28 protein-coding genes and 5 pseudogenes are annotated in these 25,261 nt (G+C 40.7%); 13 read left to right on the top strand and 20 right to left on the bottom strand.

Annotation, left to right across the window (positions count from 1 at the left end; translation table 11 throughout):
* Complete coding sequence (locus V7K56_RS09745) at positions 1-975, bottom strand: hypothetical protein (protein WP_334909903.1); 975 nt, start codon at positions 973-975, stop codon at positions 1-3.
* A gap of 448 nt (positions 976-1,423) precedes the next feature.
* Here V7K56_RS09745 and V7K56_RS09740 point away from each other — a divergent pair, with 448 nt between their 5' ends.
* The 5 genes and pseudogenes from V7K56_RS09740 to V7K56_RS09720 all read left to right on the top strand — a co-directional run bounded on the left by V7K56_RS09740 (position 1,424) and on the right by V7K56_RS09720 (position 5,860).
* On the top strand, positions 1,424-2,227 hold the full coding sequence (locus tag V7K56_RS09740; RefSeq protein ID WP_334909901.1) for an Rpn family recombination-promoting nuclease/putative transposase: 804 nt from the start codon (positions 1,424-1,426) through the stop codon (positions 2,225-2,227).
* A pseudogene (locus V7K56_RS09735) lies at positions 2,224-2,445 on the top strand (Rpn family recombination-promoting nuclease/putative transposase); the annotation flags it as partial. The gene V7K56_RS09740 and the pseudogene V7K56_RS09735, both read left to right, overlap by 4 nt.
* A 93-nt stretch (positions 2,446-2,538) precedes the next feature.
* On the top strand, positions 2,539-2,772 hold the full coding sequence (locus V7K56_RS09730) for a hypothetical protein (protein ID WP_334909897.1): 234 nt from the start codon (positions 2,539-2,541) through the stop codon (positions 2,770-2,772).
* A 428-nt stretch (positions 2,773-3,200) separates the two neighbouring features.
* On the top strand, positions 3,201-4,163 hold the full coding sequence (locus V7K56_RS09725) for a hydrogenase small subunit (RefSeq protein ID WP_334909895.1): 963 nt from the start codon (positions 3,201-3,203) through the stop codon (positions 4,161-4,163).
* Positions 4,164-4,264: 101 nt separating this feature from the next.
* Positions 4,265-5,860 carry a nickel-dependent hydrogenase large subunit gene (locus V7K56_RS09720; protein WP_334909893.1) on the top strand — a complete coding sequence of 532 codons (1,596 nt, stop codon included), beginning with the start codon at positions 4,265-4,267 and terminating at the stop codon, positions 5,858-5,860.
* 41 nt (positions 5,861-5,901) lie between these two features.
* Here the strand turns inward: V7K56_RS09720 and V7K56_RS09715 are convergent.
* A pseudogene (locus V7K56_RS09715) lies at positions 5,902-6,294 on the bottom strand (ACP S-malonyltransferase).
* The gene (locus V7K56_RS09710; RefSeq protein ID WP_334909891.1) at positions 6,291-6,578 is read right to left on the bottom strand and encodes a DUF433 domain-containing protein; all 288 of its coding nucleotides are present in this window, start codon (positions 6,576-6,578) and stop codon (positions 6,291-6,293) included. Before V7K56_RS09710 ends, V7K56_RS09715 begins: the two are co-directional and overlap by 4 nt.
* On the opposite strand from V7K56_RS09710, the gene V7K56_RS09705 reads away from it, so the two are divergent.
* The 3 genes from V7K56_RS09705 to V7K56_RS09695 all read left to right on the top strand — a co-directional run bounded on the left by V7K56_RS09705 (position 6,577) and on the right by V7K56_RS09695 (position 8,157).
* A complete protein-coding gene (locus tag V7K56_RS09705) occupies positions 6,577-6,699 on the top strand; it encodes a hypothetical protein (protein WP_334909889.1) in 123 nt (40 codons plus the stop codon). The two genes, V7K56_RS09710 and V7K56_RS09705, sit on opposite strands and share 2 nt — an antisense overlap.
* A gap of 260 nt (positions 6,700-6,959) precedes the next feature.
* Complete coding sequence (locus tag V7K56_RS09700) at positions 6,960-7,382, top strand: hypothetical protein (protein WP_334909887.1); 423 nt, start codon at positions 6,960-6,962, stop codon at positions 7,380-7,382.
* 301 nt (positions 7,383-7,683) lie between these two features.
* Positions 7,684-8,157 carry a hydrogenase maturation protease gene (locus V7K56_RS09695; protein ID WP_334909885.1) on the top strand — a complete coding sequence of 158 codons (474 nt, stop codon included), beginning with the start codon at positions 7,684-7,686 and terminating at the stop codon, positions 8,155-8,157.
* A gap of 26 nt (positions 8,158-8,183) precedes the next feature.
* On the opposite strand, the gene V7K56_RS09690 is transcribed toward V7K56_RS09695, so the two are convergent.
* The 3 genes and pseudogenes from V7K56_RS09690 to V7K56_RS09680 form a co-directional block, all read right to left on the bottom strand.
* Entirely contained in the window at positions 8,184-8,558 is a 375-nt protein-coding gene (locus V7K56_RS09690) for a hypothetical protein (protein WP_334909883.1), read from the bottom strand.
* A 67-nt stretch (positions 8,559-8,625) separates the two neighbouring features.
* Positions 8,626-9,612 (bottom strand): annotated as a pseudogene (locus V7K56_RS09685) (SagB/ThcOx family dehydrogenase); the annotation flags it as partial.
* 77 nt (positions 9,613-9,689) lie between these two features.
* Positions 9,690-10,571, bottom strand: coding sequence for an AAA family ATPase (locus V7K56_RS09680; RefSeq protein ID WP_334909881.1), 882 nt, complete (start codon positions 10,569-10,571; stop codon positions 9,690-9,692).
* A gap of 316 nt (positions 10,572-10,887) precedes the next feature.
* Here V7K56_RS09680 and V7K56_RS09675 point away from each other — a divergent pair, with 316 nt between their 5' ends.
* The gene (locus tag V7K56_RS09675) at positions 10,888-11,097 is read left to right on the top strand and encodes a TOBE domain-containing protein (protein ID WP_334909879.1); all 210 of its coding nucleotides are present in this window, start codon (positions 10,888-10,890) and stop codon (positions 11,095-11,097) included.
* A 242-nt stretch (positions 11,098-11,339) separates the two neighbouring features.
* On the opposite strand, the gene V7K56_RS09670 is transcribed toward V7K56_RS09675, so the two are convergent.
* The 12 genes and pseudogenes from V7K56_RS09670 to V7K56_RS37025 all read right to left on the bottom strand — a co-directional run.
* Positions 11,340-11,639, bottom strand: a complete 300-nt coding sequence (locus tag V7K56_RS09670; RefSeq protein WP_069069799.1) for a 2Fe-2S iron-sulfur cluster-binding protein — start codon at positions 11,637-11,639, stop codon at positions 11,340-11,342.
* A 230-nt stretch (positions 11,640-11,869) separates the two neighbouring features.
* Positions 11,870-12,241 carry a HesB/IscA family protein gene (locus V7K56_RS09665; RefSeq protein ID WP_334909877.1) on the bottom strand — a complete coding sequence of 124 codons (372 nt, stop codon included), beginning with the start codon at positions 12,239-12,241 and terminating at the stop codon, positions 11,870-11,872.
* 227 nt (positions 12,242-12,468) lie between these two features.
* Positions 12,469-13,275 carry a HesA/MoeB/ThiF family protein gene (locus V7K56_RS09660; RefSeq protein ID WP_334909875.1) on the bottom strand — a complete coding sequence of 269 codons (807 nt, stop codon included), beginning with the start codon at positions 13,273-13,275 and terminating at the stop codon, positions 12,469-12,471.
* A 10-nt stretch (positions 13,276-13,285) separates the two neighbouring features.
* Complete coding sequence (gene nifW, locus V7K56_RS09655) at positions 13,286-13,603, bottom strand: nitrogenase-stabilizing/protective protein NifW (RefSeq protein ID WP_334909873.1); 318 nt, start codon at positions 13,601-13,603, stop codon at positions 13,286-13,288.
* Positions 13,604-13,693: 90 nt separating this feature from the next.
* Complete coding sequence (locus tag V7K56_RS09650) at positions 13,694-13,894, bottom strand: CCE_0567 family metalloprotein (RefSeq protein WP_185580868.1); 201 nt, start codon at positions 13,892-13,894, stop codon at positions 13,694-13,696.
* A 131-nt stretch (positions 13,895-14,025) separates the two neighbouring features.
* Positions 14,026-14,502, bottom strand: a complete 477-nt coding sequence (locus tag V7K56_RS09645) for a NifX-associated nitrogen fixation protein (RefSeq protein WP_334909871.1) — start codon at positions 14,500-14,502, stop codon at positions 14,026-14,028.
* Complete coding sequence (nifX, locus tag V7K56_RS09640) at positions 14,499-14,912, bottom strand: nitrogen fixation protein NifX (RefSeq protein ID WP_334909869.1); 414 nt, start codon at positions 14,910-14,912, stop codon at positions 14,499-14,501. The genes V7K56_RS09645 and nifX overlap by 4 nt, the downstream gene beginning before the upstream one ends.
* Positions 14,913-15,082: 170 nt before the next feature.
* Entirely contained in the window at positions 15,083-16,423 is a 1,341-nt protein-coding gene (gene nifN / locus V7K56_RS09635; protein ID WP_334909867.1) for a nitrogenase iron-molybdenum cofactor biosynthesis protein NifN, read from the bottom strand.
* Positions 16,423-17,802: a nitrogenase iron-molybdenum cofactor biosynthesis protein NifE gene (gene nifE / locus V7K56_RS09630; protein ID WP_334909866.1), complete on the bottom strand. Its 1,380-nt coding sequence runs from the start codon at positions 17,800-17,802 to the stop codon at positions 16,423-16,425. Before nifE ends, nifN begins: the two co-directional genes overlap by 1 nt.
* A 194-nt stretch (positions 17,803-17,996) precedes the next feature.
* Entirely contained in the window at positions 17,997-18,344 is a 348-nt protein-coding gene (locus tag V7K56_RS09625) for a Mo-dependent nitrogenase C-terminal domain-containing protein (RefSeq protein ID WP_334909864.1), read from the bottom strand.
* A gap of 118 nt (positions 18,345-18,462) precedes the next feature.
* Positions 18,463-19,998, bottom strand: coding sequence for a nitrogenase molybdenum-iron protein subunit beta (gene nifK, locus V7K56_RS09620; protein ID WP_334909862.1), 1,536 nt, complete (start codon positions 19,996-19,998; stop codon positions 18,463-18,465).
* Between the two features lie 246 nt (positions 19,999-20,244).
* Positions 20,245-20,412, bottom strand: a pseudogene (locus V7K56_RS37025) (nitrogenase molybdenum-iron protein alpha chain); the annotation flags it as partial.
* 166 nt (positions 20,413-20,578) lie between these two features.
* Here V7K56_RS37025 and V7K56_RS09615 point away from each other — a divergent pair.
* From V7K56_RS09615 to V7K56_RS09600, 4 genes and pseudogenes are all read left to right on the top strand, one after another.
* A pseudogene (locus V7K56_RS09615) lies at positions 20,579-21,920 on the top strand (site-specific integrase); the annotation flags it as partial.
* 43 nt (positions 21,921-21,963) lie between these two features.
* Positions 21,964-22,239, top strand: a complete 276-nt coding sequence (locus V7K56_RS09610) for a hypothetical protein (protein ID WP_334909858.1) — start codon at positions 21,964-21,966, stop codon at positions 22,237-22,239.
* Complete coding sequence (locus V7K56_RS09605; RefSeq protein ID WP_334909856.1) at positions 22,224-22,622, top strand: type II toxin-antitoxin system VapC family toxin; 399 nt, start codon at positions 22,224-22,226, stop codon at positions 22,620-22,622. Before V7K56_RS09610 ends, V7K56_RS09605 begins: the two co-directional genes overlap by 16 nt.
* A 357-nt stretch (positions 22,623-22,979) precedes the next feature.
* On the top strand, positions 22,980-23,594 hold the full coding sequence (locus tag V7K56_RS09600) for an HNH endonuclease (protein ID WP_334909854.1): 615 nt from the start codon (positions 22,980-22,982) through the stop codon (positions 23,592-23,594).
* 160 nt (positions 23,595-23,754) lie between these two features.
* Here V7K56_RS09600 and V7K56_RS09595 read toward each other — a convergent pair whose 3' ends face one another.
* Positions 23,755-24,324, bottom strand: coding sequence for a Uma2 family endonuclease (locus V7K56_RS09595; protein ID WP_334909852.1), 570 nt, complete (start codon positions 24,322-24,324; stop codon positions 23,755-23,757).
* A 123-nt stretch (positions 24,325-24,447) separates the two neighbouring features.
* Entirely contained in the window at positions 24,448-25,050 is a 603-nt protein-coding gene (locus tag V7K56_RS09590; protein WP_334909850.1) for a hypothetical protein, read from the bottom strand.
* Positions 25,051-25,261 lie beyond the last annotated feature (211 nt).

Here is a 25,261-nt window from a genome sequence, read left to right as displayed (position 1 = left end):
CTATTCCCTATTAACTATTTCTGCTTCAATATCTTGTAGGGCTTGAGCTACTATCTCTGCTTGTCCCATTTGTTGGTTTTGGGTAAATATTTCCAAAGCTTGTTGATAGTAAATACATGCTTGCGAGAGATTTTTAGGATTTCCAAGTTCTGGTTTTTCTGAGTCGTCAGGTAAGTTGAATAAGGCGTTGGCTTTGTTTGAAATTGTGTTAGCATACTCTAGAGGTGTATCTTTGAGATTACGAACTTTTAGCGCTTCGTCATAAGCCGCGATCGCTCTTAAGTTATTTTCCACAGGATGGGAACTCACTAAATATTGCAAAGCGTTACCTAAGTTGTTTTGCAACATCGCATATTCTCTAGGATGGTCAATCAAATTAATATGCTTTAGTGCTACCTCAAATGATTGCACAGCTAACCCTTGACGCAAGTATTCCCGTTCTGATGCTAGGGGCATAGAAAGGTAAGCGATCGCAATATTGTTATACAAAATCGCGTATTCCTGGGGGTAATCTTCCCAAGTAAACACCCGCAACGCTTCATGGTAAGCCTGGATGCTGTCGGTTATCCGCGCCAAATTGAACGGTACAAGCGACTGCAACACCAGCCCAAAATTCATCTGCGTCTCTGCTACTTCCTGAGGCGTTGCCAATTGCTGTAAAATCGGTAATGCTTCTTCATAACCTACTTTCGCTTGCATCAACAGTTGGTAATCAGCATCCGGTATTGCCTGTAACGTTCCTGCCATCCCCACTTGCGCCCTAGCTTTTAGTAGGGGATATTCCTCACCACACATTTCATAAGCCCGGTAATATAAGCCAACTGCATTCCGCAAGTCTTGGGCTGTTTTGGGCTTTTTTTGAAAACCCTGTGCGATCTCAATCAGCATTTGGATTTTTTCCTCTGCTGAGGCTGACTCCGATGCAACAGCTGCAATTGCAGCCTTCACTGCTGAATCTGTAATGCTGGGGGTCATAACTCTGCCGTACTCTAGCCAATTGGGAATTGAGTCTGTCAACACCCATGAACGATCAAGACACGCGATCGCATCTCATCACGGGTCATACTGATTTACGCAGGCTTCGAGTCCTTTAGGCGGAATTCCCCTTTTTAGTCTGAGACTAGGGCTAAGGTTAAGGATTAGGGAAAGATTTGATTCCATGCCCAATGCCCTGTTTGCCCCATGCCCAATCAATTTTTTTACTATAAAACACCCTATTTCTAAAATTCTAGGGGGAAATTGCTAATATTAATGTCAGCTTTAAACATCTAATATTTTTTAAATACTTTTTGTATCATTATCTTATACAATTTAAATATTTTTTATTGAATTATTGACATACATAATATTTAGTGTACTTTAAATATTCGCCACGGGATCGTCGAAGTGTAAAATACATTCATCAACTGTAAAACAAGCTCCCTTGAAAACAGACAGCATCTTCTATCGGATCTTTCAGAGTATCCCAACTACTTTCTTTGAACTGATTAACCAACCGCCCCAACTGGCTAGTGCTTACCAATTTTCTTCAGTAGAAGTTAAACAACTGGCGTTTAGAATCGATGGTGTCTTTCTCCCAAATATGCCAGAATTACCGATTTATTTTGCTGAAGTGCAATTTCAATCAGACAAAAAATTCTATTCACGTTTATTTACCGAAATCTTTAACTATCTTGACAAAACCGAATTAACCAACAATTGGCGTGGTGTTGTCATCTACCCTAACCGCAGTGTTGATACTGGAGATACCGAAAGATATACAGAATTGCTCAACTCACAACGAGTAACTCGCGTCTATCTTGACGAATTAAGCTCAATTGAGGCATCATCAATCGGCATAGAGACAGTTAAACTCATCATCGAACCTGAATCAACTGCGACAACAAGAGCTATCGAAATAGTCAACAGTGCTCGACAGCAAATTTTAGATGTCGCTACTATTAGGGAAATTATACAATTGATAGAGACGATATTAATCTATAAGTTGCCGCGATTGAGCCAGGAGGAGATCGGAAAAATGTTTGGATCAAATGAGTTAAAGCAAACTAGATTTTACCAAGATGTTTTTGCAGAAGGTAAACAAGAAGGTAAACAAGAAGGTAGACAAGAAGGTAAGTTAGAAGCCGTACCCCAGTTATTAGGGTTGGGTTTAAGTATTCAGCAGATAGCTCAAGCGTTAGGTTTGGACGAACAACTTGTTAGGCAAGCTGCACAACCGAAATCCTAAAACAGGAGGAGATCGGAAAAATGTTTGGATCAAATGAGTTAAAGCAAACTAGATTTTACCAAGATGTTTTTGCAGAAGGTAAACAAGAAGGTAGACAAGAAGGTAAGTTAGAAACGATACCCCAGCTATTAGCACTGGGGTTGAGTATTGAGCAGATAGCTCAAGCGTTAGGTTTGGATGAACAAGTTGTTAGGCAAGCTGCACAACTAAAATCCTAAAACAATAGGGTGCGCGAAGGTTTAACAGTGCGTTTGATAGAGACGATATTAATCTACAAGTTGCTGCGATTGAGCCAGGAGGAGATCGGAAAAATGTTTGAATTAAATGACTTGAGGCAAACTAGATTTTTCCAAGATGTTTTTGAAGAAGGTAAAAAACAAGGTAAGCAAGAAGTTTTTGAAGAAGCTAAACAAGAAGGTAAGTTAGAAGCTAAGTTAGAAGTGATACCGCACTTGTTAGCGTTTGGTTTCAGTATTGAGCAGATAGCTCAAGCGTTAGGTTTGGACGAACAAGTTGTTAGGCAAGCTGCACAATCAAAATCTTAAAAAAACTGATATATAGCTGATGGGGCATAAAACCTTGCGCCCCTATATTTTGCTATTTTTGACTTAATTATTGCATGAAAATCTGACGGCTGAAAATACTCATCACCTCAAGCAGATTAACAATTGATAGTAATTCTTATTAATAAGTCAAGAGTTTTAACGTGATAAATTAAGTATATTGAGATTATTAACGTTAAGACTTAAAAACCATTTGCATTTATCAAATGTGTCACATATATAACACACATAGCCATTTCAAAGAAGCTTGAGATAATTTAATTTTTTGTTAATGATTAATTCTTTTTTAATGAAAGTAAATCAGATAAAAAATATCTTACCATTGAAAAATAAATATTGATAAACAGGTGAGACTTTACAAGCATTATCACCTACATCATGCATGGGAACAATACAAAAATATCTAGCCGATGACTAACGTATTATGGCTACAGGGTGGTGCTTGTTCAGGCAACACCATGTCATTCCTCAACGCTGAAGAACCGACAGTCTGCGATTTAATTGCTGATTTTGGCATCAAGGTACTTTGGCATCCATCCTTGGGATTGGAAATAGGCAAAAACTTGCAAACACTGCTGTGGGATTGCATTTCTGGCAAAATTCCTTTAGATATCTTGGTATTTGAAGGCAGCGTTGTTAATGCTCCTAACGGCACTGGTGAATGGAATCGGTTTGCCGATCGCCCCATGAAAGATTGGTTACTAGAACTCGCCAAAGCTGCCCAATTTATCGTAGCTGTAGGAGACTGTGCCACTTGGGGAGGAATTCCTGCGATGTCACCCAACCCCAGCGAATCGGAAGGTTTGCAATTTCTCAAACGTCAAGAAGGCGGTTTATTAGGGAAAGACTTCCTTTCGCAAGCCGGATTACCTGTAATTAATATACCTGGATGCCCCGCCCATCCCGACTGGATTACGCAGATATTAGTTGCGATCGCTACTGGACGGATAGCAGACATTGCTTTTGATGAACTAAATCGTCCCCAAACTTTTTTCAACACTTATACCCAAACAGGTTGTACCCGCAACGTCCACTTTGCCTACAAAGCCTCAACCGCCGAATTTGGTCAGCGTAAAGGCTGCTTATTTTATGACTTGGGTTGTCGCGGGCCCATGACTCATTCTTCCTGTAACCGCATCTTATGGAACCGCGTCTCATCCAAAACTCGCGCCGGAATGCCTTGTTTAGGTTGCACAGAACCAGAATTTCCTTTCTTTGACCTCAAACCAGGAACCGTATTCAAAACCCAAACAGTAATGGGAGTTCCCAAAGAATTACCGCCAGGGGTGAACAAAAAAGAATACGCCTTACTCACAATGGTCGCCAAAGATGCAGCACCACCTTGGGCAGAAGAAGACTTTTTTACAGTTTAGTCATTAGTCATTAGTATTTTGTCATTTGTGAAAAACCAATGACCAATGACCAATGACCAATGACCAATGACTAAGGACAAATGACTAAGGACAAATGACAAATGACAATTCAATCATTAGACATATCGCCCGTCGGTAGAGTTGAAGGCGATTTAGATGTTCGAGTCGATATTGAACATGGACGTGTAGTCAACGCCTGGACACACGCTGAATTATTTCGCGGATTTGAAGTTATCTTACGCGGTAAAGATCCCCAAGCTGGATTAATTGTCACACCTCGCATTTGCGGTATTTGCGGCGGTTCTCACCTAACTTGTGCATCTTGGGCATTAGATACAGCTTGGGAAACAGAAGTTCCCCGCAATGCGATTTTGGCGAGAAATCTCGGTCAAATTGTCGAGACAATTCAAAGCATCCCCCGCTATTTTTATGGTTTGTTTGCCATTGACTTAACCAATAAGAAATACCGCAATAGTCGCTATTATGAGGAAGCTACCAGACGTTTTGCTGCTTTCACAGGCAAATCTTACGAATTAGGCATAACAATTTCCGCTAAACCTGTAGAAATTTATGCACTATTGGGCGGACAATGGCCCCATTCTAGCTACATGGTTCCCGGTGGCGTGATGTGCGCGCCCACTTTAACAGACATTACCCGCGCTTGGGCAATTCTAGAATATTTCCGTACCAATTGGTTAGAACCAGTGTGGTTGGGTTGTTCTTTAGAACGCTATGAACAAATCGAGACTTATGACGACTTCAGAGACTGGTTAGATGAAAACCGAAATCATCGAGATTCCGACTTAGGTTTTTATTGGCGGATGGGTTTAGACATTGGTTTAGATAGATATGGCGCTGGTGTTGGTAAATATGTCACTTGGGGATATTTAGCCCATGAAGATAAATACCAAAAGCCGACTATCGAAGGACGAAATGCGGCGATGATCATGAAAAGTGGAGTGTACGACAGCTTCACACACACTCACACCTTAATGGATCAGTCATTTACCCGCGAGAATACAACTCACTCCTGGTACGATGAAGGGACAGGAGATATTCATCCTAGCGATCGCAACACTAAACCCATTGCAAATAATACCAAAGACTTAGATAACGCCTACTCTTGGGCAAGTGCCGTCCTGCACAAAGATTTCGGACGTTTAGAAGCCGGCCCCTTGGCGCGTCAATTAGTCGCAGGTGGCAAACATGGCGAATCTTGGCAACACTATGACCCCTTCATCCTCGATGTCTTCAAACGAATGGGTGGCCCTAGTATTCATCTACGTCAGCTGGCAAGACTTCACGAAATTGTCAAGTTATATCGGCAAGCCGAACACTGTTTACGCGAATTTAAATTAAACGACCCTTGGTATATCAAACCCACTGAAAAAGATGGTCGTGGTTGGGGTGCAACGGAAGCAGCGCGGGGTTCTTTGTGTCATTGGGTAGAAGTAGAGGGCGGTAAGATTAAGAATTACCAAGTGATTGCGCCTGGTACTTGGAATATTGGCCCTCGTGACGGTGATGGAATGCGCGGCCCGATTGAAGAAGCTTTAATTGGCACACCCATTTACGATTCTAGCGATCCGGTAGAAGTTGGTCATGTGGCGCGATCGTTTGATTCTTGTTTAGTATGTACAGTTCACGCCCATGATGCCAAAACAGGTGAAGAGTTGGCGCGTTTTCGGACAGCTTAGAGGTTGAGTGCATTAGTCATAAATTAAATCAATGAAAGCCCTCATGGAATATAGAGACGACCTACTCCTATGACATTTTCAATATCCAAAATAATTTCCAGAATCCGATCAACACACCGATTGTGATAATCTGGTTCACCTAAGCGCTCAACATTACCAATCGTGATCACAGGTAGCGAATTGAGCGCATTTTCCTTACGCAGCACTTGTTCGAGTGAATCTTCGCCTTCCATATTCCGATTTGCAGTCAATAAAATCATTCAGTTTGTTTGAGCAACTTGCCAAACTACTCGGTCGTTGCTGAAAATCGACAAATCGATTTCTTTGAAGGTGATGAAGTCAATGGAAATTAACTCAAGCCAACCTTGACTCGCAATACTACCCAGTAAAATTCGTGCGTATCCTTCAATGTTGTGGTCGATCAGAAAGTTCATGCTTGTGATTCATGCTTTGCTTTCTGCACCCGGAGCTTCTCCCAAAGAGCTTCTTTATCAGGTTTCAATGGAATCAATGCAATACGGGCAAAGTGTTCACGATTACGGTCTTCCCAGTATTGCCGATTTTCTTCTGCTTGCTTTAAGACAATTTGATACTCTGCTTCAACTTCAGTGTGGTTGGCATCAATGTAAAACATCGCTGCATCGAACTGCTCATCTGTAATCTGAGGAAAGTAATTCCGAAAAAACTGGGGTGGGTGTCCCGTATGGAGGTAGTCCATGAATTGGTACAACGTGATGCGAGTACCTGCGATCGTGAGTCCTCATTCTGTACGAATAATTTGCGATCGCCCATTTGATGCTAAAGCCATAAGCGTAGCCTCTGGGAAACTAATTTTATAATAGTACTTTACGAAAAAAGCAAGGTGAGCATTAAGTATTTGGGCACTGTCCATAATACCAACAACAGCGATCGCGCCACCAACTATTTTAGCCAGGGAGTGGAGAGTGAGTGAAAGAAAGGAGAAATAACCTATGCCTAATACTATATTCCCAATGCCTTATATTCAAAACTCGTAGCGTAACACACTAAAACTTATAGAAACAGTGCGTTAGGCTTGCGTTAATTACTTCAACAAAACAGAAATTTACAAGGTAAGCTTGTGTCTGATTTAGCGCTCCATAATTATCTTCCTCGCGTTCCCGATGCAGCATTGCAAGAATTCATCGAATGGTGTGTTGTAGAGCAGGCAAAAGCCGCAGAATGTAACTTTACTCCTGATAGAAGTAAGTTAGATAATTTGCCACCAGCAGACTACGTTCCAAAACTTGTTGATCAGTTCATGAAAGTTAAACCAGACCCCATTAAAGCAGGTTTGGTAGCTGCGATCGCTGGTAAGGAAGCTGACAAACATGCTTTATCCGGTTTAGCGATCGCAGCTGATTTTGTATCTCTTTATGTTAAGTATTTAATTCCTAAAGAAGGAAGTACTAAAGAACAGGCTGAAGAGATATTAACTAAAGTATCACAAGATCAGTATGAGAAACTGACTGAAGTTTCCAAGAAACATGGTGTAGAATTCTAGTTTACTGCTGATAAATTATTTTTCAGAGGCTTTGTCTATATTATTAGTCAGAGCCTCTGTTTTAATCACTAATGATTTCCTGAAGTATAAACTTTAATTACCGTTAATTGTTGAATTGCGATCGACCCGTAGACAAATTTATAATTACACCCCACGTAAAGTAATGCCAGTTAAGTTGTCGAAACAAAACACTAGAAAAGTCAAAATTAGACTTGATATTGATATTGTGTTAGCTTTCCATCCTCCGAGCGATCGCGCTTTCACAGAATTTGCAACTGCTTAAACAATTAAATCTCATCCCATGCTAACTATTATCGGTTGCGGCAATCTAAATCGCAATGACGATGCAGTAGGCGTAATCATTGCCCAACGCTTACAAAAATATCTAGTTGAAAATCCTCATCCTCATGTGCGAGTTTATGACTGTGGCACCGCAGGGATGGAAGTAATGTTTCAAGCTAAAGGTAGTAAACAATTAGTAATTATTGATGCAAGTTCAACTGGTTCAGAACCGGGTGCTGTGTTTAAAGTTCCAGGAAAAGAACTGGAAGCTTTGCCAGAACCTAGTTATAACTTGCACGATTTTCGTTGGGATAATGCTTTAGCCGCCGGACGGAAAATCTTTCAAAATGATTTTCCCGAAGATGTGACTGTTTATTTGATTGAGGCGGCAAATCTTGGTTTAGGACTAGAGTTAAGTCCTGTTGTCAAACATTCTGCTGATTTGGTTTTTGAAGAGGTAGCTGCACTTATCAGCCAGAATATTAACTTTTAATTAACAATCCAAAATCTAAAATCGAATTACGCCCAATCTCGATAAACAGAAAGTTCATCTACCCTCATTTCAAAAGGTATGCCTTGACTTTCTGGCGGACAAACACGGATTTTAGCACTGTTAACAATTCCATATAGCAATGTCCCCATTGGCACAATTTGTTGTAAAACACGCCAATTAGTAACTTGATCGGGACATTCAATTACCAATGTCAGAGCATTGGCATGAGTTGTAACATACCACCGACAATTAGATAGAAGATTTTGAATCGTGCGATCGCAAGCTTCATAAAAGTATCTACTTATAGAATCTTCTAGTTGTTGCCGCAGTATAATATCCGCAGATGTCGGTTGTATAGGATGTGAGTCATCACCATTTAAGTAATACATCTTTCTAGCCATCTCTCTTTAGCTTCCTGCTTATATTCCAATCACCATTCCATAAAGTACATCTTTATTTGTTTCTAAAGTAACCTGTTTTTTCACTAAAATTACCCGTTTTAACCAGATATGTACCTCTATATAACCCAGGTGTCATTCCCTCTACCCGATGCACCACTGAGTAAAGTTCTATCTCTTCATAATTTTCTGTCGGTATTGGCTGTTGAAGTTGTTGCATTACATATAAATAATCTTCTTGAGAAATAGACTATTTCCGGAAACGTCTAATAGAACGTCTATCCCAAACAGTTTGGTAAAATTTATCCTGGTTAAAATCAAATTGAGGATACTCTAATTTCTGCTGGCAACTCTTTTGTAGAGCAGTTGCTTGATAGGCATCTTCAATAAATTGATTGGATTCAAAATAATCATTACCCCAGACAAAAAGAACTTTCAGCCTTAAACGTCTGATTTTCTTGTCTTGTATTTCTCCTGACACCGCACAAGCAGTGATAAACTCTTTATTCTCAAAACCCAAATCTGAATTGAGCACAAGTTTATCAAAGTCAAAAACTAGTTGTATATCTTTTTTATGGAGATAAGCTGAAGCTGCGATTGCACCTAAATGATGTCCGCTATCTAAGAAGCAATATCTTATGCTCCTGTTTTGATATTTCCAGCTAGACCTATAATAAACACAACTAATTAAAAAGATGAATCCGTTGATACTTTTACCCGGTATAATATAACTTTCTAACCCATCATCAATTAATTCATAGATAAGAGTTAGACAATTATTCTCAACTTCTAGATGGTATATATCATTTACTATTCCCTCAATACGGCGAACCTGTACGTAAACTTCTGTAGGATACAGAGCGCCTGCTGATGGATTTACCCGTAATTTTAATGGGCCATCTTTATATACTTTTTCTAGTGTTATCGCACTAGTTAATGAGATAAAAGCATGAACAGGATTATTGAGATTTAATTTCACTCTCCGATAAAACTTGGGATAAACTTTAAATGAAGATGGCTGTGTTGAAGCATCTATATAATTTGGGTCAAGTTGTACTAATTTTTATTAGCCATTGGGTTGTTGCTTCACTCAAATTTTGACTGTTGGTTCGATTCATCAGTATTCCTTGATATTTACTTGTTAGTTTTAATATCACCATATTTACATAATTGAGAAATAATTGCTTTAGCTGATTCTTGGGGACTGAGTATAGTATCAATTATAAGAGAGCGATCGCTACAAGCCATCGCTTCTAAAATCTGTTTCGTAGGAACCGAATCATAGTTTTGACTCTCTTCGACAAATATTTTTAGTTTGTTCCGCAATTCTATACCTGTGACAACTTGTTTACCTACAAGTTCTAAGATTTCTTGTTCTTCTTTAAGAGTAAAATAAGCAGAAGCCTCTTGTACGCCCAAACTAGCAAAGTTTGTCAGTGGTTCTGGGATAGTTTGCCTATTATCATCTAACTCTTGACTAGCAATCCAATCAAAAGAATCATGACGTTTCAAAAGTCTTTCTAAACGCACTGTATTTGGTGCAGTCAATATTACAAATTTAGCATTTTTTAAAACCTTAGCTACATAGCTAACCTCATTTTCACCACGCAAACTATCGAAAACTAACATAGAGTTGACTTGTTGTGGATTGATGTGTAGCGAAGCTAAAATGTGACCCATTCCACCAGGGAAGTATTCTCGATAAAGGCGAGTATAAGTTAGGCGTTTAATCCGGCAATGGGGTTGCATAAGTTTCTCTTGCATTTTTAACATTGGCGCAATTATTACGCGTTCGGTTAAAATACGACGATTAGGTAAAAGTGTGAAATCCAAACCTTCTTCAACCAAAGCTTTTGTGATTGTGCTTTTTCCCACGCCAGTCATACCTACTATGATTAGTAAAGGAAAACTTGTTATTGGCAACCAGTCTTTAGGAACAGGAAATCCTACACCTACACCTGGACTTAAGTATTCAAAAAATAGATTTTGTCTTGCTGTATTAAGTCGATCCTGCACAATATAAACCTCTTTTTAGTCTAGTTATTATAAGTACGTAAATTTTTTATGACCTCAGTGTTTATACACAATTAAATAGCTATATTAAATTGATGATAATATTCATCAATAGTTAGTTTTTTTTAATTTTTATCTTACTTTTTGGAGCAAATGACCGCCCCACCCATTTGTGTAATGCTCGTCAAGCAGAAATACTACTGTTAAGTAAATGAGAATTATTTCAAAATTATTAAGATATCTTAAAAAAAGCTATTTTTAAAATAAAAACTTGTTAACTTACTAAAGTATAAATAGTTCAATTTAGCGAATTAAAAAGATGGAAATTAGCGCTCGTAATTCTCTTAAGGGTACTGTCAAAAAAGTTGTACATGGTTCAGTTAATACTGAGGTAACTTTAGAACTAGGGCCAGGAGTAGAGCTAGTGTCAATCATTACAAAATCATCAGCAGAAAAGCTATCACTTGCAGAAGGTAAGCAGGCTTATGCTGTGATTAAATCATCAGATGTGATAGTTGCTGTTGATTAAAAAATAGAGTTGGCTTCCTTTGCAAGCCACTCTATTTTTGATATCAAATTGTATTTAGTTTATATAACTAAGTGACTAAAAGAGTCCAATAGCATAGTCAAGCGTAATTACAGCAATAATATTAGATTTTTAAGAAATGAAAATTATAAATTAGGAATTGTGAAAGGAAGAAGGAAGTATATTTTCATCCTTCATCCTTAATTTTTTATTTAGTTGCAAAAGGGAGCAGCCAAAGTAATAATTTAGACCAGATATGCTTCTTGATGTGTTTTAATTGTGCAATTAGAACGAGGATAAGTTACACAAAGTAGAGCGTACCCTTTAGAAACCTGATCGTCATCTAAAAAGTTTTGATCGTCTTGATTAACTTCACCTTCAACAACTTTACCAACACAGCTAGAGCAGGAGCCTGCATGACATGAAAAGGGCAACTCAATGCCATTTTCTTCTGCTGCTTCTAAAATGGTTGTCTCTTCATCAACTTCAATAGTGGTGTCGATGTCTTCTTTTTTGTTGATTAATCTAACTTGGTAGGAAGCCATTTACCGATTCTCCTCAAACGTTATACAGTTGGTGTAATTTCCGAAGTTTTTGAGCAACCTATCCTAACTTTTTGCTTTCCTTCTTCTTATAGAGATACTAAGTTCAGTCAGCTTCTCTACAGGGATAAGGGATGCAACGCGAACTAGAAGCTATCTCAAGGGCATTGAAACTTTGCAGAGTGCGTCTATGGGAAATCTCTATAATTAGACTTGACGCTAACAGAATGATGTTACTTGCAAGGTACACCAGTAGGCGTACAGTCGCCTGCTTTGAAAGACTTTCCACAACCGCAGTTATCAGTTGCATTGGGGTTGATGAATTTAAAACCGCTTTCCATCACTCCTTCAACGAAGTCAACGATAACTCCGTCTAATAAAGGCGCACTTTTGGCATCAACGTAAACCAGTACTTTGCCTTGCTGACTTACTAAATCATCTGGTTGGGGCTTGCTGGTGATATCCATCGCATATTCATAGCCACTGCAACCACCATCTTTTACAGAGATGCGGACACCTTTAGTTGCGCCATCAGCGTCGGGTGCGGAACCCTTAAGGAATGCCCGCAGCCGAAATTCTGCTTTTTCTGATAAAATAATGGCCATTAGTTCTCCTGATTTGTAGCGATTAGGTGTTCTGATTTCAAATGTGGGTTGTCATTTGTCTTTTGTCTTTTGCTAATGACCCTTCGGGTGACGCTCCTGCGTCGCTAACGCTGCGCTAACACCAGTTGCTCATCGGGGAAACCCCCAGACGCTCGATGACTCGCTAACGCTGCGCTATCGCCTTTGGCGTCTCCCCTTGGGAGAAGACCGCACTGGCTCACCAATGACTAATGACTATTCTGTGCAATACCTGTAGCTTCCATCGAATTTGATTGCGCGTGTCTCCAAGGCGCATTATTACCGCATACTGGACAAGAGCGATCGCGGTAAGAACGGCGTTTAGCAAATTCCATCCGATTTAAGTCGATTGTCAGCAATTGCGATAATAGAGGCTGACTAAACCCGGTAATCAGCTTGATAGCTTCCAAAGCTGTTAGACAAGCTAGTGTCCCAGAAACAGCGCCTAAAACTGAAAAGCCGCGCTGATCCCAATCAGGCTTTTCTGGAAACAGACAGGACAAACAAGGAGTCACACCAGGAATAATCGTTGTCAGGTAAGCCTCCATCCCATTCATTGCGGCTTCCACCATTGGCTTACGCCAGCGCACACAGGCTTCATTTAACAAATTGCGCTCTGTAAAGTTGTGGGCGCAATCAAGAGCCATATCGGCGGATTGCACTAATGAGTCTACATTTTCTGGGGTGATGTAATCATGAACAGCTTCCACTTGGACATCAGGATTAATCGCATCCAAAGTTTCTTTAGCTTTGAATACCCTTGGCTTACCTACCCAATCATCAGTCATGAGAACCTGACGATTCATATCATCTAGCCGCAAGTCGCCACCCCGGACTAGGATTAGCCGCCCAACACCCGCTACTGCTAGGTAAAGCGCCGCCGTACCGCCTAATCCTCCCACACCTGTAACCAGAACTGTCGCTGACTTCAGGCGCTTCTGTGCTGTTTCGCCAAAATTCGGAAGCATCATTTGGCGACGATAGCGTTCTAATTCGGTAGGCGTCAGGTTAACCAATTTATACCTCCTAATCAGAAGTGATTTCTGTCAGTGTGACTACATTTTTTGGCTTGTCATTAAACACTTTGAACAGCTTTTGTTCGTGGGGTGTTGATTCGATAAATACCTGATAAGCTTTTTGTAAAGCCAAAGAATATTGATTTAATTTCTCTTCTTGACTCAAGTCAGGAGAATTATCATCAATTTCCTGGATGTATTGAGAAAACTTTTTCAGAATATGTAGACGATTTACATTCACAACTTCTAAATCGTAGGACATATTAAAGAATTGAAAAAATTCTTCTGCATCTACGAGTTTCTTGAATTCATCAATAGTTCCAGTCACGTCGCTTCGCTCCGAATTCAAAATTCAAAATTCAAAATTCAAAATTAACAATCCCCAGAAATTAGGGGTTTGTATGCTTTTTCTCCTAGATCATTTAGCATTCTCCAATTGTTTCAGATGTTGCTTGAGTTCATCTAACTGGCGATAGATTTCATAAGTTGCAGCTGCAACATCCATAAGTTGTGTGTAATCTGTTGGCAGACCTTCAGCTAAATCATGCAGATCCATTTTCATTTGACCTGCTTTGCTGTTTAGCCGTCTGATTTGTCCTTGTAGTTCCTCAATTGTCATTTGTCCTACCCTGCGGGAAGCCGCTGGCGCGTCTATGTCCTTTGTCCTACCCTGCGGGAAGCCGCAGAAGCGTCTATGTCATTGGTCATTTGTCTTTTACTAATAACCAATGACCAATGACTAATGACTAATTAAATATTGCCAATTTCAGGAAAGCGCTTTGCCAAATCAAGCCCTTTTTTGACGTAGTTTTCTCCCTCTTCGGCTAATTTATCCAGTGAGTCAAAGCCAAAGCGATGAGCATCTCGCAGGGTTTTCACAGTTAACAAAAGACGACCAGAAAAAACTAGCGCCCAGCCAAATCCTTCATGGCTCAAATCAACTACAACCTGAGATATCAAACCTGTTTCTTGTTCAATCCCAGCAGCTACAGCTCGAAAAAATGCCATAATCCGAGCTTGAGTTATCGGATCGACTTCGCCCTCAAGGGAGATTTCTCGTTTTTTTTGTTTGGTGACAAGAAAGGGTTTGAGAATCAACTCATCCGACCAAGTACGATAAACTCCATAACTGTCTTGACCACGAATTTGTTTAATTAATACCTTCAGAAAAGGTGAGTTCAAGACTTCAGCTGTAGCGGTTCCGTTAACACTATTATTTGCGGTCATACTGTTGCTTCATTTTCAACTTCATCGGCAAAATTTGAGGTTTTTTGCTGTAAAGCTTTACGCAACCAAGGTGGAGGATTACCTTTGAGGGTTTTGACTAGCTTAGTTAGCACTTCGCTAATTTCTTCTTCTTCTGATCGCGCCTTTACTGGGGTGACACCTTTCTTGATTAACCGAGCCGCAGCACTACCACCAATTGCCATAACATAAATAATTGTGCAGTCCTCTAGAGCCGCAAGTTTTGGTGCGAGTCTACTCTCATTGTTATCTTCTTGGATGTCGTCATCAAAGTTACGAGTCTCTAGGAATTTATATCCTTCATCCGAGATTTCATAAACATCAATCTCATCTGCTGCTCCAAAATGAGCATTAATATGAACTCGGTCACTCGTGGTGAAGCCAATTTTCATCGTAATTTGTCCTTTGTCATTTGTCCTACCCTGCGGGAAGCCGCTGGTGCGTCTATGTCATTTGTCGTTGAGCATTTGTCATTTGTTATACCAATTCAATTAATGATTGCAACACATCCTTGGGTAAAGACGCGATGAATCGCGTCTCTACAAATGGTCTATTTGTCGCATTATTTTTTCAAATTGGTATTACTTACTAATGACGAATGACTAGTTACTAATGACTCTTCTTGTTCTAAAAACAGGTTGCCGATGCCAAATACAAATTCTATAGTGCCTCGATAGCCAACTTTGGTAAATTGACCATTACCTAAGCGGTCATAAATGGGCAATCCTAGACGATAAAGAGGAACTGAGAGCTGTTTTGCGATCGCACTGACATTCGAGTTACCAATCAGCAAATCAGAGCCATCTATTAAACTCTCAAAGTCTTCCAAATCGCCGATGGTGACGCTTTTCACCGGGAGTTGTTCTAGTAGGGGCGATCGCGTGGTTGTCACCGCCGCATGAATTTGCGCTCCCATCGATTGCAGGAAATGCACTGTTGACCATAGCAAATCTGGTTCCAATGCTAAGGAAACTCGTTTTGCACCGAAGTAAAAGTGGGTATCCAGCATCGCGTCTTGCAACTGACGACGTTGGCGGCGGTATTTTTCGGGTACGCTATTACCGCTCAGAAACGCCAATGCTTGGATAAATTCATCTACTGGTTCTAATCCTGTCAGTTCGCTAAACACCTCATAAGGCGTGTCAAAGCGTTCTTCGAGAATCCTGGCAGCCCCCCGCATACTTTCACCTAATGCGAGGGTGAAAGCAGAGCTACCTACTTCTCGTAGCTGTTTTAAGCTAGTGCCACTGACTGTAATCGCACTATAACCATCCTCTAAATGACCATCTAAAGAAGCGCCAAGGTCAGGTACAAAGATCGGCACTAATCCAAAGGACGTGACTATCTCTTTGATTTCCTGTACATCCCCAGGTGTGAAGGCAGAACTCGCCAAAATCGTCACTTGTTCAGTTCTGATTTCACCTGCACGAGGAATTTCCTTAACTATGCTTTCCACAGCCACGGCAAAGCCATCTTGCAACGCACCTTTAAAATCTGGGGTAGGTGCAAAAACGATCGCTAAATTATTCAATTCGGGATGGCGATCGCGGATTTCTTTCAGAAAACCCTCGACGTCATCACCTCTAGTTTCAGTCAACCCAGTAGTACATAAACCAATAATTTCTGGGTTAGCTTTTTCTACCAGAGTCAGAATTGCTTGCTCTACATTCTCTTCACCACCCAAAATAGTAGTGACTTCCGTCATCGCTGTGGTAGCTAAGGGAATCGCTTCCCGGAAATGCCGCACCAGGACAACTTTGGCGAAAGCAGTACAACCTTGAGCACCGTGGAATAAGGGCATTGTCCCTTTCAATCCCAAAAAGGCTAAGGTTGCACCCAAAGCTTGACTTTGCTTGAGGGGATTAACTGTCAGTGCTTTGTTAGAAGTGGTAACGATCGCCATTAAACAGCCTCCTCGTCCCAAGGAGCGGGTTTGCGTATTTGTTCCCAAATCGGGCTATAGAGAGCTTCGTACAATTCCCGCGCCATCTCAATCATTCCCACATAACCTGCATAAGGATGATGGCGTTCTTGGTTAATATCAAGGAAAGGAATTCGAGCTTTCAAAGCGGTATATTGGTTACGTCCACCAGCAATCAGCATATCTGCTTTAGTGTTTTTAACCACTTGTAGCAATTCCTTGGCGTTGCCCTTCTCCAACATGATGCCATCGTTGCCGAGCAACTTTTTGATTTTGGCTTTATCTTCTTCAGTACTTTTGCGAGTACTGGTAGCAACAACTTCAATACCTAAATCCCTAGCAGCCGATATAATCGACCAACTCTTGACACCACCTGTATACAACACAACCCGTTTACCTTTGAGTCGAGCGCGATAGGGAGCTAATGCCAAATCTAAAGCAGCCGTTTCTTCTGCAATTAGCTTTTCTGTCCGCTCCTGTAAGTCAGCGTCGCCTAATTTAGCAGCGATGTTTCGCAGACAGCGATTCATATCATCGATGCCGTAAAAAGACTCTTCAATGTAGGGGATGTTGTAACGTTCCTCCATCTTTCTCGCCATATTCAGCAACGCTCGTGAGCAGATCATGACGTTGAGCTTGGCGCGGTGGGCGTAGCGAATTTCATTGTAGCGAGCATCGCCCGTAATTTTAGACAAAATCCGGATGCCTAATTTCTCTAACAGTGGTGTTACTCCCCACATTTCACCGGCGATGTTGTATTCACCGATTAAGTTAATATCATAAGGCGTTGTATGTTCCGGTTCTGCTGTGCCGACAACATATTCTAACAAAGATTCACCGCCAAAACGGTTGCCGAGATTTTTACTGCCAATGAATCCTGGGGCAATGACGGGAACAACAGGAATACCAATTTTTTCAGCCGCAGCTTTGCAGACAGCATCCATATCATCGCCAATTAAGGCTGTAACGCAAGTGGCGTAGACGAATACTGCTGCTGGTTGGTAGCGCTCTTTGAGTTCTAGAATCGCTTTATAGAGTTTCTTTTCGCCACCGAAGATGACATCATTTTCACCCAAGTCAGTGGTAAAGCCCATTTTGTAGAGTTGCGGGCCAGACGACAGACTACCACGACTACCCCAGGAATTACCAGCACAGGCGATCGGCCCGTGGACTAAATGAGCAGCATCTGCGATCGGCACTAGGGAAATCATTGCACCATCAAAAGCGCAGCCCCCTTGAGCCGCGCCAGGTTGTGCCTGTTGAGCGCATGACTTGTTTTTCTTTTCGGATTGTTTGTGCTGATTATGCTCGCATCCTGTTTCAGTGAGCAGTTCGTTGATTTTGCTTTGGGTGACTTTCATCTCTCTTCTTGTACTGAATTGCTAATTGTCCTTTGTCCTTTGAATAACTAATGACCATTGTACAGACGCGATTAATGAGCCAGCGCGTTGCGGGGGTTCCCACGCCACTTGCTCCACTTGGGGAAACCCCAAGACCGCAGTGGCTCCCCGTTGTAGCGACTGGCGTCGCGTCTCTACTGACCAATGACTAATGACTAACAAATGTATTTTGTGACATCCTCTCCACATACATCTGTGAGGTAAGATAGAGCACGGAAACGCAATCCTACAAATTCGTCATATAAAGGATTGAGTTTACATAGTGCTGGGATATTAATAGACCGTCCAAATAATTTAATTTGTCGCTCAAAGGGACAACAACAAGGAATTGTTTGGCAAATTAGATGAGCGATGCGATTATTTTTAACCTGAATTCCATCCACCACACGGCGCAACGGATTAAGAAGATTGTTGAACCATCCTCGTTTTTTCTGGTTAGGTGGATGGTAATTAGGATGAGGATGAGTGTGAGTATGTTCGTAAGTGTGATTGATGGTTTCCATCTATATATACCTTAGGTAAATGCAAGAAATAAAAAGGAGGAAATAATTCATAATTACGAATTACGAATTAAGAATTATTTCCTACCCTTAATTAACACGTTGTGTTTCTACGCAATTTCTAACGAATCAAGTCGTAGGAAATATCTGTCTTAGAAGGAATGTTGGTGTTGCGATCGATTTCTTCAAACAGGGTATTTACAGTCCAGTTGAGCAAGTTGATCACGCCTTGATAACCAATGGTGGCGTAGCGGTGTAAGTGGTGACGATCCATGATGGGGTAGCCGATTCTCACTAGGGGAATCTTGGTGTCACGCCACAGGTACTTACCGTAGGTGTTACCAACAAGGAAGTCTACGGGTTCGGTGAACAGCAGAGAACGCATGTGCCACAAGTCTTTACCGGGCCAAATAGTTGCATTTTGACCGAAGGGGCTAGAAGCAAGCAGTTCTTTGATTTCTGCTTCAAATACTTCGTTGCTGTTGTGAACCAAGATATGCACAGGTTCAGCACCCATTTCTAGCATAAAGCCCACTACGCTGTATACTAAATCTGGTTCGCCGTAGATAGCGAAGCGCTTGCCGTGAATCCATGCGTGAGAGTCAGTCATGGCATCAACTGCCCGACCGCGTTCAACTTCCAATTCTTCGGGAATGGGTATACCACTCAGTTCGCTGAGTTTCATCAAGAACTCATCAGTACCCTTGATACCCCAAGGACGAGAAACTGAGGTTGGTTGCTTCCACTCTTTTTCAATGTACTCGCGGGTTTTGACGGTGGAGTGTGCTTGCAGAGTAATTGTAGCTTTAGCATTAATTGAATCTGCTGCATCTTCTAGCTTTGTTGCAGTTGGATACATATCGAACTCACCTGTATTTGGTGAATCCAGGTAGTCGCTGTTGTCAGCTAGAAGTGTGTAGTCAAAGCCGAACAAGGAAGCAATCCGCTTGATTTCGCGGTTGTTGCCTACGTAGGTGTCAAAACCTGGAATGAAGTTGATTTTACCATTGCTGGTTTCTTTCTTATGACCTGCGGTCAAGTTAGAAAGAATTCCCTTCATCATGTTGTCGTAACCAGTGATGTGAGAACCAACAAAGCTAGGGGTGTGAGCGTAAGGTACTGGGAAATCTTGAGGAACTGAACCTGCACTCTTAGCGTTGTTGATGAAGGCTTGTAAGTCATCACCAATTACTTCTGCCATACAGGTGGTGCAGACAGCAATCATCTTAGGCTTGTAGAGTTGGTAAGAGTTCGCTAAGCCGTCAATCATGTTTTGCAGACCACCAAACACGGCTGCATCTTCAGTCATTGAAGAAGATACACCAGAAAATGGTTCTTTGTAGTGACGGGTTAAGTGGGTGCGGAAGTAAGCAACGCAACCTTGAGAACCTTGAACAAAAGGTAGAGTACCTTCAAAACCAACAGCAGCAAAGATTGCTCCTAATGGTTGACAACCTTTTGCAGGGTTAACAGTTAAAGCTTCACGGGCGAAGTTCTTTTCACGATAATCCCAACCCTTTGTCCACTCTGCAACCCGTTGTACTTCTTCGGGGTCGTGACCATTTTCAAACTGCTTTTTGTTTTCAAATAGCTGTTTGTACTCCGGTTGGTGGAATAACTCTACGTGGTCTTGAATTTTTTCTGGATTCTGAGGCATTTTGGATCTCCAAGCTTACTGAATTCTTTACTAATTAAGGAATAAGGATTTGAGGCAAAAGAGACACGATTAATCCGGTACAGACGTGATTAATCGCGTCTCTACTAGGGAGATGGGAATATGATTCAAAATTCAAAATGCAAAAATCAAAAGAAATTTTAATTTTTCAGTTTTGAATTTTGGATTCCCAACTCCCCCCTGGGGTTTTAGCCCCAGGTTATCCTTACTTATCGCTTTCTCATTTCCCTAGACGGCAGCCTTAACCTTAGCTTCAGCCTTCTTAGCCTGAGCTTTTTCATTCCAAGGAGCGCCAATTAATCCCCAAGTTGGGCTATTGAGTGCCAAGTCCATATCACGAGCGAAAATGGCAAAGCCGTCATAACCGTGATAAGGGCCGGAGTAATCCTTTTTGTGGTTTAATTCTTTTCAACAGCCTAATGTTTGCAGTAAACAGTGTCAGAGATAAACATTGTTCGCCGATAACACATTTATTTTGAGGCTAAATATAGGCTAAAAACACAGCGATGCATAATCAGGTTCAGGACTCACGCATCATCTAAATATTGTTCTGAGCCGATGTTTATGTTCATCTCTGCAATCACCGCAACAAAGAACGCACGATGAAAACGAAAGTACTACTGGAATTAGAAAAGGTTAATCTGCGTTTGAAGTCTGCAAAGGCAAAGGTGACAATTAGAGAATCGAATGGAAGTCTGCAATTACGGGCGACGTTACCAATTAAACCGGGAGACAAAGATAGCAATGGTACTGGGAGAAAGCAATACAATCTCAGTTTGAGTATTCCCGCTAATTTGGATGGACTCAAGACGGCTGAGGAAGAAGCCTATGAATTAGGAAAGTTAATTGCTCGTAAAACTTTTGAATGGAATGATAAATATTTCGGAAATGAAACAATTAGAAAAGAATTTCAAACAATAGGAGAATTACTCAAAGAATTTGAAACTGAGTATTTTAAAACTCATAAACGTACAACTAAAAGCGAGCATACTTTTTTTTATTATTTTTCCCGAACCAAAAGATTTACAAATCCTCAAGATTTAGCTAATGCTGAGAACTTGATAAGTTCCATAGAACGAATCGATAAAGAATGGGCTAAGTATAATGCAGCTAGAGCAATTGCTGCATTTTGCTTGACATTCAAAATTGAAATCGATTTATCTAAATATTCCAAAACGCCTGAGAATAGTTACCGAAATATACCGACTGATACGGAGATATCTGAAGGGATTATTAAGTTTGAAGATCATCTTAATAGTAGAGGTAATCAAGTTAATCAAAATGTTCAAGATAGCTGGCAACTTTGGCGCTGGACGTATGGAATGTTAGCCGTTTTTGGTTTACGTCCAAGGGAACTGTTTATTAATCCTGATATTGATTGGTGGTTAAGTCAAGAAAATACAGATTTGACATGGAAAGTTCATCAGGATTGCAAGACTGGTGAGAGACAAGCACTACCATTATATCGGCAATGGATTGAGGAGTTTGATTTGAGAAATCCTAAATATTTAGAGATGTTGAGAAGTGCGATCGCTAAAAAAGATAACACCAATCATGCTGAGATAACAGCGTTAACACAGCGAGTTAGTTGGTGGTTTCGCAAGATAGGATTGGATTTTAAACCCTATGATTTACGTCATGCTTGGGCAATTCGGGCGCATATTCTAGGAATACCAATTAAAGCGGCGGCGGATAATTTGGGGCATAGTGTGCAAGTTCACACACAAACTTATCAGCGTTGGTTTTCGCTGGACATGCGGAAGTTGGCGATTAATCAGGCGTTGAGTAAGAGAAATGAAGTTGAGTTGATTAGGGAGGAGAATGCTAAATTGAGGATAGAGAATGATAAGTTAAAGTTGGAGATTGAAAAGTTGAAAATGGAAATGGTTTATACACAAAGTTAAACTTGCCCAAATACTGATAATATAATCAACTTGGAGGTCAGTTATGGATAGCATTAAAATTAGAACATATATTGGTGATGATGGAATTCTGCAAATCCAGCTTCCGCCTGAAGTTGCCAATCAAGAATTAGATGTAGTGATTGTCTTTCAACCTCTTATGCCAAAATCTTCACAGTCTCCAACCAAAATGCCGGAAGAACTAGGATACTCTCGGAAATTTGTTGAAGAAGTAATAGGTAGTTGGGAAGGTGAGCCGCTTGAACGTCCAGAACAGCTTCCTTTTGAAGAACGGGAGGAGATTCAATGGCCTACCTCTTAGATACAAATGCGTGTATCCAAATTCTAAATTCACCAAGTTCACCTGTTACTCAAAAAACTTTATTAATTCCTTCTAGGGAAATTTACATCTGTACGGTTGTTTATAGCGAACTATATTACGGAGCTTACAAAAGCACGAACGTTAATAGAAATCTCACTCATATAGAAAATTTATTTGCTGAGTTTGCTGATTTACCATTGGATCGTCAAGCTGCAAAAATAGCTGGAAATATTCGCGCTCGTCTGAATGCTTTGGGGACTCCAATTGGAGCAAATGATTTGTTAATTGCTGCGATCGCCTTAGCAAACAACCTCACCCTTGTCACCCACAATACCCGTGAATTTAGTCGTATTGATGGCTTAAGGTATGAAGACTGGGAATAGCTATTTTGGATAGAAATCTAAATTAAAAAAGTAGGGCTATAGAAACGAAACTGGATCAGCTTGGGTTTTAGGGCTATTTGATCTGGCTTTCAATAGTTAGGTATTTATTGCTGCAATAACTAGTGTAAAGATTATAGCGGCAATTACCAGGCGCTCGCGTAGTGGAAGTATTAGCATTACAGATGCAACAATAACATGCAATCAGTTCAAACATGATTTACAGAAAAATTTTCAAGTCGTTGAAATTACAGAAAGTATTTAGTTCTGTTAATTATATAGATGAGTATGTGCCATATTATCTGAAATAGTACAAAATAACTATTAACTTTACTGTTAAACTTAACAAATTTTAGTTAAATGAAAAAACGAAAACCTATTGAAACTTCCCAGCAAGATATTGTCCGCTATTGGGCAAGGCACGAAGACGAGAGTGGTCTTGCTATTGATTGGTCAGATGCTTATAAGCGGTGTTGGCGTTGTGGATATCAGTCACGCCTTGAGCGATGTCACATAGTTCCTGATTCCCTTGGAGGTTTGGATACTCCATCCAATCTCGTTTTACTGTGCCGTCGTTGTCACCGAGAAGCTCCTAATGTTGCTGACCCACATTTTATGTGGATATGGCTTCGTGCAACTTGTGTACCCTTCTATGACTCATATTGGTCAATTCGTGGCTACTTTGAGTTTGAGCAAATGTTTGGACGGCGACCATTTATAGGTATTGGACTAAATGAATCACAAGCAGACCAACTAAAGGAATTATTTTGGAAGGAGATGCAAAATGCAACTATTCACTTTGGTGAAGGTCGAATGAACCCTGCAACTCTCGCTTGTATATTTGCAAAAGTAGAGGAAACACTAAGCGGAAAACCTCCGAAATTAAAGTGTCCTGAATGGGGACAGCAATATACTCGTGAGGTAATGGGATTAAAGATGACCCGATCAAATATTTTAGAAGATGAAATGAGCTAATAAGTATGATGATCGCATCCTTAAGATATCATATTTGATTGCCGCTTAATTCCCAAGCTGCCGCACATAAATTTGCTCAACTACTGAAATCAGAAGGGTGATCGCACCCCTTCCAAAGCATACATTGTTACGAAGCACAATACATTCAACCAAAACTCATTTACTCAAAAACAATGCCGCGATAAATTTCCGCCATCGGCAATTCAATACTAACTGAATCCAAAGAAATAGATAACTCTAAGCCGCTAAAATCACTGAGCAACCAACCTTGAGCTTGTTTACTATAGCGTTCCACAAAAGGTTCATCCTGCTCGACTAATAAATATTCGCTAAAACTTGCAATTGAGCGATACATCCGAAATTTACTCAGTCGGTCGTAATCTGCGGTGGAAGGAGATAAAACTTCAACAATCAGTGTTGGATTCAAGACTTCATCTAAACGTTCAGCATTTAGTTGCGGTTCGCCGTCAAAAACCATTACATCTGGATATACTCCGCGTCGATGTTCAGGAATCCACAGCCGTAAATCGCTGTTAATTGGCTCGAATTGAGTATCGCGCAGCAGAAACTTGAGAAAGGCAAAAATGTTTCCACCGATGCGGCTGTGTTTAAGGGTTCCTCCAGGCATGGGTACAATTTCTCCATCTCGATATTCGCTGCGTCCTTCGGCTTTTTCTTCGATCGCACGATATTCATCCAAGCTGTAGCGGCGCGAGATGGTAGAAATCATAGGTCTTAGGCGATCGCATTGGCTATAAAACAACAATATTATTTTGTCACAGATTTGTTTGTGAGGTAATATCATACTGCAATGCGATGCCTGCGGCGAGCTACGCCAAAGGCAACGCATCTATCAACTGTTTTTAACCATCCAAACAAAAAATCCGAGAATTTGTTCTACAGGTGGAAGAGGATAATCGATCAAGTCGATAGTGACAAGATTATCCTCCAACTTCAGGAATCGCCATTGCGTACCACTGCTAATAGAACCATAGATTACGGCAACTGGACGATTTTTGGCAGCATTAAATTTTTGTGCTGCAACCATTTCTGCAATACATTGTCCAAATCCAGTTCTTAAATCTGCTTTTTTTGCTTCCACAATCACAATTGCAGGCGCTTCAATTTCTAGTACTTCCGGCGAACGACTCAGAAGAAAATCACACATTCCATTCAGTCCAACTGCCTCATCGACTGTAAAATCTTCTCCTGAGAATAAGCTAATTTGGCGATTTAATATTCGTCTAACTTCTAATAATACAGGGTAAATTATTCCTTCAGAACGAGCTTTTTCACTTGACGAAGAAGCTAGTGGCAGACTTTCTTCAAGATATGCCGTCAGTGTTGCAGATGCTTCAATGGGTTCGGTGGCAGGAATGAATCGCCCACCCTCCTGTGTTTTTAACCCGAAGGCTTCTTTAACTTTACTGATAGTTGTAAACTGACTATAAGGCATAATTAGTAGAAATCATAAATCGTAGCCCACCGTTGGCATTGCACTGGCTATAAGATAACAATATTATTTTCTCACAGATTTGGTTGTGAGGTGATATAATACTGCCGTCTATATAATTCTTTTTTCTAAAAAACGACTGCGCGATACCCTTCAGGTTATACAAAGCCGAACGTATGTATGCCTGCTACTGCTTTAGTGGGATGCACGATAG

Source organism: Nostoc sp., from assembly GCF_036917535.1.
GTDB lineage: Bacteria > Cyanobacteriota > Cyanobacteriia > Cyanobacteriales > Nostocaceae > Nostoc.
This window is presented reverse-complemented; position numbering and strand designations above follow the sequence as displayed.

Excerpts from the sequence above, each read along its gene's own strand:
- V7K56_RS09600 (WP_334909854.1), top strand. The coding sequence starts at position 22,980 with ATGAAAAAACGAAAACCTATTGAAACTTCCCAGCAAGATATTGTCCGC.
- V7K56_RS09690 (WP_334909883.1), bottom strand. The coding sequence starts at position 8,558 with ATGGCTAGAAAGATGTATTACTTAAATGGTGATGACTCACATCCTATA.
- V7K56_RS09675 (WP_334909879.1), top strand. The coding sequence starts at position 10,888 with ATGGAAATTAGCGCTCGTAATTCTCTTAAGGGTACTGTCAAAAAAGTT.
- V7K56_RS09695 (WP_334909885.1), top strand. The coding sequence starts at position 7,684 with ATGCTAACTATTATCGGTTGCGGCAATCTAAATCGCAATGACGATGCA.
- V7K56_RS09625 (WP_334909864.1), bottom strand. The coding sequence starts at position 18,344 with ATGGAAACCATCAATCACACTTACGAACATACTCACACTCATCCTCAT.
- nifK (WP_334909862.1), bottom strand. The coding sequence starts at position 19,998 with ATGCCTCAGAATCCAGAAAAAATTCAAGACCACGTAGAGTTATTCCAC.
- V7K56_RS09605 (WP_334909856.1), top strand. The coding sequence starts at position 22,224 with ATGGCCTACCTCTTAGATACAAATGCGTGTATCCAAATTCTAAATTCA.
- V7K56_RS09725 (WP_334909895.1), top strand. The coding sequence starts at position 3,201 with ATGACTAACGTATTATGGCTACAGGGTGGTGCTTGTTCAGGCAACACC.
- V7K56_RS09730 (WP_334909897.1), top strand. The coding sequence starts at position 2,539 with ATGTTTGAATTAAATGACTTGAGGCAAACTAGATTTTTCCAAGATGTT.
- V7K56_RS09745 (WP_334909903.1), bottom strand. The coding sequence starts at position 975 with ATGACCCCCAGCATTACAGATTCAGCAGTGAAGGCTGCAATTGCAGCT.
- V7K56_RS09650 (WP_185580868.1), bottom strand. The coding sequence starts at position 13,894 with ATGACAATTGAGGAACTACAAGGACAAATCAGACGGCTAAACAGCAAA.
- V7K56_RS09670 (WP_069069799.1), bottom strand. The coding sequence starts at position 11,639 with ATGGCTTCCTACCAAGTTAGATTAATCAACAAAAAAGAAGACATCGAC.
- V7K56_RS09720 (WP_334909893.1), top strand. The coding sequence starts at position 4,265 with ATGACAATTCAATCATTAGACATATCGCCCGTCGGTAGAGTTGAAGGC.
- nifN (WP_334909867.1), bottom strand. The coding sequence starts at position 16,423 with ATGGCGATCGTTACCACTTCTAACAAAGCACTGACAGTTAATCCCCTC.
- nifE (WP_334909866.1), bottom strand. The coding sequence starts at position 17,802 with ATGAAAGTCACCCAAAGCAAAATCAACGAACTGCTCACTGAAACAGGA.
- V7K56_RS09665 (WP_334909877.1), bottom strand. The coding sequence starts at position 12,241 with ATGGCCATTATTTTATCAGAAAAAGCAGAATTTCGGCTGCGGGCATTC.
- V7K56_RS09590 (WP_334909850.1), bottom strand. The coding sequence starts at position 25,050 with ATGCCTTATAGTCAGTTTACAACTATCAGTAAAGTTAAAGAAGCCTTC.
- V7K56_RS09645 (WP_334909871.1), bottom strand. The coding sequence starts at position 14,502 with ATGACCGCAAATAATAGTGTTAACGGAACCGCTACAGCTGAAGTCTTG.
- V7K56_RS09710 (WP_334909891.1), bottom strand. The coding sequence starts at position 6,578 with ATGGACTACCTCCATACGGGACACCCACCCCAGTTTTTTCGGAATTAC.
- V7K56_RS09595 (WP_334909852.1), bottom strand. The coding sequence starts at position 24,324 with ATGATTTCTACCATCTCGCGCCGCTACAGCTTGGATGAATATCGTGCG.
- V7K56_RS09705 (WP_334909889.1), top strand. The coding sequence starts at position 6,577 with ATGAATTGGTACAACGTGATGCGAGTACCTGCGATCGTGAGTCCTCAT.
- V7K56_RS09610 (WP_334909858.1), top strand. The coding sequence starts at position 21,964 with ATGGATAGCATTAAAATTAGAACATATATTGGTGATGATGGAATTCTG.
- nifX (WP_334909869.1), bottom strand. The coding sequence starts at position 14,912 with ATGAAAATTGGCTTCACCACGAGTGACCGAGTTCATATTAATGCTCAT.